8 protein-coding genes are annotated in these 8234 nt (G+C 47.2%); 4 read left to right on the top strand and 4 right to left on the bottom strand.

Annotation, left to right across the window (positions count from 1 at the left end):
- Positions 1 to 120 precede the first annotated feature (120 nt).
- A complete protein-coding gene (locus OGH69_RS10815; RefSeq protein WP_265174482.1) occupies positions 121 to 567 on the top strand; it encodes a thioredoxin family protein in 447 nt (148 codons plus the stop codon).
- Between the two features lie 433 nt (positions 568 to 1000).
- Positions 1001 to 1561: a dihydrofolate reductase family protein gene (locus OGH69_RS10810; protein ID WP_265174481.1), complete on the top strand. Its 561-nt coding sequence runs from the start codon at positions 1001 to 1003 to the stop codon at positions 1559 to 1561.
- A 77-nt stretch (positions 1562 to 1638) separates the two neighbouring features.
- Here the strand turns inward: OGH69_RS10810 and OGH69_RS10805 are convergent, their stop codons facing one another.
- From OGH69_RS10805 to OGH69_RS10795, 3 genes are all read right to left on the bottom strand, one after another.
- Positions 1639 to 2145, bottom strand: coding sequence for a DUF6169 family protein (locus tag OGH69_RS10805; RefSeq protein ID WP_265174480.1), 507 nt, complete (start codon positions 2143 to 2145; stop codon positions 1639 to 1641).
- Entirely contained in the window at positions 2129 to 2281 is a 153-nt protein-coding gene (locus OGH69_RS10800) for a hypothetical protein (protein WP_265174479.1), read from the bottom strand. Before OGH69_RS10800 ends, OGH69_RS10805 begins: the two co-directional genes overlap by 17 nt.
- Before the next feature lie 106 nt (positions 2282 to 2387).
- Positions 2388 to 4781 (bottom strand): TonB-dependent receptor, encoded by a 2394-nt coding sequence (locus OGH69_RS10795; RefSeq protein ID WP_265174478.1) that lies wholly within the window; start codon positions 4779 to 4781, stop codon positions 2388 to 2390.
- A gap of 279 nt (positions 4782 to 5060) precedes the next feature.
- Between OGH69_RS10795 and OGH69_RS10790 the strand changes: the two genes are divergently transcribed.
- Complete coding sequence (locus OGH69_RS10790; RefSeq protein WP_265174477.1) at positions 5061 to 6404, top strand: sensor histidine kinase; 1344 nt, start codon at positions 5061 to 5063, stop codon at positions 6402 to 6404.
- Positions 6401 to 7090, top strand: a complete 690-nt coding sequence (locus OGH69_RS10785; RefSeq protein ID WP_265174476.1) for a response regulator transcription factor — start codon at positions 6401 to 6403, stop codon at positions 7088 to 7090. The genes OGH69_RS10790 and OGH69_RS10785 overlap by 4 nt, the downstream gene beginning before the upstream one ends.
- A 153-nt stretch (positions 7091 to 7243) precedes the next feature.
- Here OGH69_RS10785 and OGH69_RS10780 read toward each other — a convergent pair whose 3' ends face one another.
- A complete protein-coding gene (locus OGH69_RS10780) occupies positions 7244 to 8209 on the bottom strand; it encodes a GlxA family transcriptional regulator (RefSeq protein ID WP_265174475.1) in 966 nt (321 codons plus the stop codon).
- Positions 8210 to 8234 lie beyond the last annotated feature (25 nt).

The following is an 8234-nucleotide window of genomic DNA, read 5'->3' as shown; positions in this document are numbered from 1 at the left end:
TTTTTTTATTTAAAAATATGAACAATCTTATTAAGTTATCAGTCTCCCCCGGACCCCCTCTTTTAAACATCATCATCAAGAGGTAATTTAATCTTTCAAATCTAAAGGAATCTTTGTGTAATGAAAACAACATCATCACTTATACTTTTATTTTTTGTCTTCATCGGCTACAGCCAAAGCCCAGCCATAACCTTTGAGGAGCTTCCGCAGAAACTGGCCGAAGAGCCGCGCCCTATCCTGGTAAAAGTCTACACCACCTGGTGCGCCGTCTGCAGGATACAGGACAAGAAGATCGAAAAGGATGAAGCGCTCAAAAAGCTGCTGTCTGAAAAATGCTATTTCCTTGAGCTGGATGCGGAATCGCGCAAAACCATTTTCTTCAATAACACCGAGTATCGTTTTTTAGGCAGCGGTACGGGCGGGATGCAAAGCCTTGCCGCTGCCATGGCCAACCCGAAAGACGGCTACCCCACCTGGGTGCTGCTGGATGCCAATTACAAGTTTATTGGCAAGTATAACGGATTGGTGGAGACAGAACAATTGAGGAAATTGCTGGAACAGCAATAATTCCAAAATTCATTTAACCACATAACTTGTCCCGCAACAGCGGGAGGCGGTCTATAGTTCTTTACTGAATGTAAAGTAGATATAGTAAAACATAGTGAAGCGACGCTTCAACTTTGTGGTACTTAGTTGAAACCTGTATCCGCAATTTAAAACCTATGTACCTATGTGGTTAAAAATGAATGGCTGCAAAATTTACATTGTTATCCAATCTTGTCGCATCATCCCCCCGGAATTGTCTTTTTAGCGGGCTTTGAATGTGGCAATTCAATAGTACATTTACAATAGGCATTAGTAAATGTACAAATTCAAAATCTATTCGATCCTATTGTCACTTCGAGCGCAGTCGGGAAGCAAAAAACAACGAAAATGCCGCATTCGACTGCGCTCAATCTGACATTTTCATTGTTTTTTACAATTTTAAATTATGGCAATCATGAGAAAACTGATCTACGGCATAAACGTTACCCTTGACGGGTGTTGCGACCATACCAAAGGAATGGCAAATGAACAGGTGCATGAATACTTTACCGGCCTGCTCCGTGACGCGGACGTACTGCTCTACGGAAGAAAGACCTACGAACTGATGGTGCCGTTTTGGCCCGACATGGCAAAAGACAGTTCCGGCCCTAGTGATGCCACACATGAATTTGCCCGTATATTTGATGCGGTAGGGAAAATGGCAGTAGTATCAAAATCACTGGAAAATATTGACAGCAACAAGACTGAGATAATCCGTTCCAACCTGCGGGACCAGGTACTCCAACTGAAGCAGGAAGAAGGCAGGGCCATTTTAACCGGCGGCGTGGATGTCCCGTCGCAGCTCATGCAGATGGGGCTAATCGATGAGTATCACGTTGTTGTGCATCCCGTTATTGCGGGAGAAGGCAGAAGGCTTTTTGATGGTACCAGCCTGCCGGAACAGCTGGAATTAAAGCTTGCGGAATCAAAGGTTTTTGGATCGGGGCATGTGGCTTTAAGGTATGTGAATCGCTAGTAAAAAATGCGCTTTAGGAGTGTAATTGAACTTATTTAGTTTTTGGAATATTAAAAAGTGCCATAAACATTATGGACTTATTTATCAGACTCCATGATGAAACTAAATGCTTCAATAACGTTATTTGCAAATGGATTTTTAGTATTAACAATTAATGAAACATGTTCAGATTCTGGGGAATCTGGATAAACAAGTTTTCCATCATGCTTCTCAATCATTTCCCAAGAGTAATTTTTATACCACTTATCAAAAAGCTTACTTCTTGCAGCTTGCTTACCATCGCTTTTGTCACAAATGTACAAAATGGCATTTTCTTTAACACTCAGTACATTTTTCATTGAGGTTGCTAAAGTTTCTGCAATCCGTAAATCTTTGATAGGCCTTATTCCCTTGTCTATAGGAGCAAATTGAAATTCTAAAATTTCTGTATCACCAATATCTGAAGTTTCATCAAAATAATAATCAGTTGACGAGACATAGCGAACAACATACTGGATGTTATGCTCAGTGATAAATGTATAAGACACCTCTGTGCCTTCTTGACTTATTAAATCGTATGGGATAATTTCAGACTGGCCTGACAACTCTACGGTTTTCTTGTGATTTGAAATCCTCTACTTTTCCGCCATTAGCAAAATGTTCTACGAAAGCTTGTTTTTCTTTTACAGCTTTCATTAAACCGGCTTTCATTTTAGCTATTTGTTGCGTAGTTGGTTTCATAATACCGCAAATATATAATTTAATTAGTGAATAGCAAAAACAATGCTAAAGTTTTTGAAATGAGGTTTTTTCATTTTTTACGAACACTTGGAGAACCACCGAACCTTTACAGCCTCCCCTTCTCATCCGCATCCTGCCTTTGCTTGTCGCCCAGCTTTTGGTTGCCAAAGCGGTAGCGGAACTGTATGCGGAAACTCTGCGTATCGCCATAGGAATCTGCCACCCTGTCTTGGTTGGCATAGCGCACCGTGGTGGTTTGCTGCTCGCCCCGGTAAATGTCGGAGAAAATAAACGACAGCTCGGCTTTGCCATCGAGCATTGTCTTCCTGAAACTGGCCGAAAGGCTGGACATTTCACCCAAACGGAATGCCCCTGACACTCCCGGCGAAGAGTAATAATAACCTGTCTCGGCAATCCATGTTTTTTTCTTGTCGAGTGTAAAGCGGTGGTTCATGTACACAAAGAAGTTTACAATTTTGTTCTTCTGCATGGTGCCGTCAATTCCCTGGAAGGTATCTTCCTTATACATTGTGCTCGCCTGCAGGCCCGACTGCCACCATTCTTTCAGTTCCAGGTTGGTATTGAAGTCAAGCCCTGCCGCAAAGTTATGGTCGATGTTGGTTACCTTGCTTATGATGGTACTTGTCTCATAATCCTGGTACAACACCTCCATGGCCGGGTCCTTTTCGTAACGGTAGTACAGATCGAAATTATATTTATTCTTCAGGGTATAAAGCAAACTGAAGTTATGCGTTATGGCGGGCTGCAGGCGTGGGTCACCCGTTACGTAAGCATACGGCGTGCTGTACAGCCGGAATGGGTTCAGGTACGAATACGGTGGCCTGCTGATGCGCTTGCCGTATGACAGCCCTATCTGGTGGTTATCGGAAGCCTTGTACAATGTATACAGCGTTGGGAACAGCTTAAGGTAATCCTGTGAATTCACTTCGGCAGTAGTGACCGAGTTGCCGTCCAGCGAGGTGTATTCTCCCCTTAGGCCTGCCTTCAGCGCCCATTTTCCAAACTCCCTGTCAAGCCCGAAATAGCCCGCAAACACGGCTTCGTCATACAGGAAGCGGTTGGACAGCCCGTTGATATTTACGGGCACACCGTCAATTTCCTGCGCATAGTCGAAGTCGTTCTCGGCATTTACGTTGCCAAAGCGCAGTCCCGTCTCAATGTTGTACTTGCCCATTGCCCCGCTGTAATCGGCCTGCGCCGAAAAGAGGCTGATACGGCGGTTGTCATCGCTGGCCAGGAGCTGCGAACGGTAGGGCGCTTCGCCCGGCAGCGAGAACAGGGTGTTCACGTCCTGAGACTGGTTGAAGTAATGCCAGGTATAATCGGACATGAGGATGAGCTTCCCCTTGCGGAACTTATGTTCGAACGAGCCGTTGAGCGTATTGTTCTTCTGCGGGTAGTCGCGGTGGTTTTTGGCATCAAATACCGAATCGAGCACCCCGTTGCCGTCGTAAATGTAAGTCGGCGTATTGATGTTGGCAGTGCTCTTCATGCTAAAGAAACTGTTGCCGCCAAAGGTTACGGTATTCAGGCTGTCGATCTGGTATTCCAAATTCAGGTTGAAGCTGTTTTGCGATGTGGCCCTGTAGTGTGCCTGCTCCCGTATTTTCCAGATGGAGGACACGTCACCGTTGTCATCCCTATATTTTACGGTAGCATAATTTCTGCCATAATAATGCCCCGACCCAAACATGTACCCACCATAGGCCGAAAGGCGGTTGCCCTTGTAATAATGGTTGGTTGCCACAACACCCTTGGGGTACATGCTCTGCTCATAAGCCCCCACAACTGAACCCTTGTAGCCCTCGTTGGAACTGCGCTTCATTTTGATGTTGAGCACGGCACTGCCCTGCGCCTCATATTTGGATGGTGGGGTTGTAATCACCTCTATGGACTTGATGTTGTCGCCATCGGTATTTTCCAGCAGGTTTTTGAGCTCATCGCCGGTAAGGTATACTTTTTTATCGTTGATGGTCACGAGGATGCTGTTGCTCCCGCGGATGGAAATACCGCCTCCGGAAAGGCTTACCCCCGGTGTTTTGCGCAGTATCTCCCACGCGTTTTCAGAAGAGAGTATGGAATTCTCCACATCAAATTCCAGACGGTCGATCTTGCGGTTCACCACCGGCCTGCGGTAGTTGATCTCAACATTGGAAAGCTGTTCGGTACTTTCCTCCAAAACGATGTCGGCCAATACCGAATTTTCAGGAAGGGAAATTTCGGCACTGTACGGCGCATAGCCCATGGTGTTTACCTTAAGGGTGTACTTGCCGTGGGGCATGTCCTTAAACTCAAAGCGCCCGGCCTCATCGGTATACGAGGTTTTGGCAGGATCAGTTTGAAAGAGGGCTACACTGGCGAATGCAATGGGCTGTCCGGCCCCGTCAATTACTTTCCCCGAAAGCCCCGCTGATTGGGCGGAGCATAAAATCGGGAAAACTAACGCAAAAAACAATTTGATGATTGATGATGAACTCATGGTTGAATGATTGGTTGGTGCAAATCTCTGAAAACCGGATTGATGGGTGGGTTAATGGACGGTTAATGCAAGGTTAATGGAATTTCAGATTGTAGATTTTAGATTTTAGATTGAGCTTCACTCGAATGTGCTCACTCATACCTCCATTAGTTTATACGACATGAGTGCAGTTGCTCCCCTCTCCTTCGGAGAGGGGCTGGGGTGAGGACTTTCGGTTAACGCACGGTTAACACACATCATCTCCACCACATAAATCATTAAAAATTATAGCTTTGCAGGATGAAGCGGAAAATATACTTCCTCATTGCCGGATGCATCATCACTGTGGCTGCCCTTGCGCCCATACAGGGGTATTTCATTTACAATACCTATCGATTATACGCGAAGGAAGCCAATGCCCAGATCACCCAGGAATTACTGCGGCTGGAAACCGATGGCAAGCTGGACACCATCAACTCGGTGTGGATGTCGCGCACGCAGCAGTTCATGAGGGATTATGCCGAGGGAAAAGTAAAAAGCACGGAGTACGAAAAAGCCATGCGAGGGCTGTCGGATTCGCTCTCGGGGGAAGTGCAGCAGTGCATTGCAAGCGACTCGATGCTGGCCAAATACGATGTGACCTACACCAACTACGTTACTTCCGCCCGCATTTGTAAAGACACGACCCAACCCGCTGACACCATCTTTAAAGGAAAAATGCTGCTGTATGGCACTAACGTTGAAAACGTGCCCGAAGACAAGGCCTCGCAGTCTACCTGGCGGGATAACACAAGGCAGAACGACAGCCTCTCAGGGGCGTTTGAGGTGGTAACCACCCGCTACTACAGCATTGCCAACTGGGAAAAGCTGGTTTTCGCACGGATGTCGGGGCTGTTGATTTTCTCGGTGCTGCTGCTGGTATTCGTTGTGGTGCTGTTCTACCTTTCGATAAAGAACCTCATTGCCCAAAAGAAGATAGCCGACATCAAGACCGACTTCATCAACAACATTACCCACGAATTCCAGACACCGCTTGGCGCCATGGACATTGCCGTGAAAATGCTGCAACGCAACGATGGCGGACTTACGGAGGAGCAGTTTGGGCACTCCATTTCCATCATCGACAGGCAGAACAAGCGGATGCAGAAACTGTTCGGGCAGGTAACTGACGCATCGCTTTCCACGGAAATTGATACGACACAGGCCACGATAATATCCCACACCGACATTGCCGAAATAGTAAATGATTTTGCGCTTTCGCATCCAGAGATAATGACCATGCAGCCGCAAATGGACGATGCCGCGCTATTTATGGACAAGTTCCACATTGGCACCATCCTGAACAACCTGCTGGACAATGCCGCAAAATATGGGGCGACAAAAATACTGGTATCCCTGAAAGACTGGGAAAAGCAGGCAACGCTAACCATTGCTGATAATGGCATGGGCATTGCCGAAAAAGACCAAAAGCTTATATTTGATAAGTTTTACCGGGTCGAAAAAGGCAACATCCATACCGCAAAGGGCTTGGGCCTGGGGCTATATTATGTAAAGGAAACCGTGGCCGCCTACAAAGGCACCATTACTGTGAAGAGCGAACCCGGCAAAGGCTCGGAATTTACCATTACACTGCCGAAACCATGAAGCACATCCTCTTAGCTGAAGACGACATCGACTACGCCAGCATCCTGAAACAGTACCTTGAAATTTCAGGATTTAAAGTAACGTGGGCCAAAGACGGTGCCGAGGCATTGGAACTTTACCCCACAGCAAAGCCGGATATTTGCGTATTTGATGTGATGATGCCGAAAATGGACGGTTTTACACTAGCAGAGAACATCGTTGCTGCCTACCCCGAAACACCCGTGGTTTTCCTTACCGCCAAAGGAATGAAGGAAGACAAGATAAAAGGACTGAAGCTGGGCGCCGACGATTATGTGGTAAAGCCTTTTGAAGCCGATGAACTCGTACTCCGCATTACCAATATCCTGAAACGTAGCCAGCGCACTGTTGCTGTACCTGCAGAAAAAGGGCAAACCATTACCATAGGGACTTACGCCTTCGATGCCTCGAACTATACACTTACCCACCCCAACATCATGCACCGCCTTACCGAACGCGAGTCGCACCTGATCAGCTACCTGTTTGCCAACCGCAACCGCATGCTGAAGCGCGAAGACATCCTGCTCGAGGTATGGGGCAGCGACGATTTCTTTTCCGGCCGCAGCATGGATGTTTTTATCAGCCGGTTGAGGAAGTACTTTTCCGAAGATGCTTCGATAGCGATTACCGGGTATAGGGGGTTGGGATTGGAGTTTATTGTGAAGTAGATGACGGTTTACGTTCCTCCATTTCGACGATAGGAGAAATCTCAAAATATTTTCGATGATTTGAGATTTCTCACTCCGTAAACTCCGTTCGAAATGGAAAACCGCATTCCTTCCAAAAGACTTACATCCGGGTGAAGCTCAATCTGAAATCCGTTAAACCATCTGCCCGCTAAACTTCTCCCGGTACATCTTGGGTGTCATGCCCACAGTTTTTTTGAACAATGTCCGAAATGTTTTGAGGTCGTTGTAGCCCGATTCGAGCATTACTTCCAGAATACTGTACCGCGACTGTTCCAGCATCTGCTTGGCGGCCTCGATACGGGTTTTTTGCAGGTACTCTATGGGTGTGATGCCCGTTACCTGCTTAAAGCGGCGCACCAGGTTGCGGCGGCTGGCGGGCACATCGATAATCAGTTCCTCAATGGTATTGGCGGTACTGAATTTCTTCTTTATCTCTTCCTGCGCCTGCTTTACAAGGTCGTCACCATGGTCCTGGGACGGCATGAACGTGCCGAAATAGGTCTGGCGATTCCGGTCCAAATCAATCGAAAACACTTTCGCAGCTTTCACAGCAACTTTGCGGCTGCAATACACTTCGAGCAACAGCATCAGCAGGTGAAAGGTATTGGTCGCCCCGCCACTGGTATAGATGCGGTCTTTTTCAGTTACTACGGCTTCGGCCTGCAGCAGTACGTTAGGGAACAATCTGGCAAAAGAAGCTTCGGCGTTGATGTGTGTGGTAGCCGGCTTACCGTCGAGGAGCCCTGTAGCGGCAAGTACGAAGGCCCCGGTACAAAAGCTGGCCAGTGCCGCACCTTCCCGGTATTGGTTTTGCAGCCACGGGATCCAGCCCCGGTTAGCCTGCATAGCTTCTCCTACGCCGTCGTGCGTGAAGGAGGGTATCAGCAACAGGTCATAATAATTGTCGGCATCAGCCTGTACGGCATTATGCCCCGGATAGGTTATGCATTCATGCTCCGGCAGGTGCAGCAGGTCGATGGTAAATGGCGCCGTTTCGCCTTCTTCAACATAAAAGCGGTTGGCGGTCTCCAATACATCCAACAGTGCTGCCACACTGAGCAGGCGGTGGCCTTTGGTCAAAAGAATTCCTATTTGCATAGTTTACATCTTAATTTAATATTTA

Origin of the sequence: Flavobacterium sp. MFBS3-15 (assembly GCF_026107645.2) — a bacterium.
Lineage (GTDB): Bacteria > Bacteroidota > Bacteroidia > Flavobacteriales > Flavobacteriaceae > Flavobacterium.
Note: the sequence above shows the minus strand (reverse complement) of the source record. Positions and strands in the feature narration are given on the sequence as shown.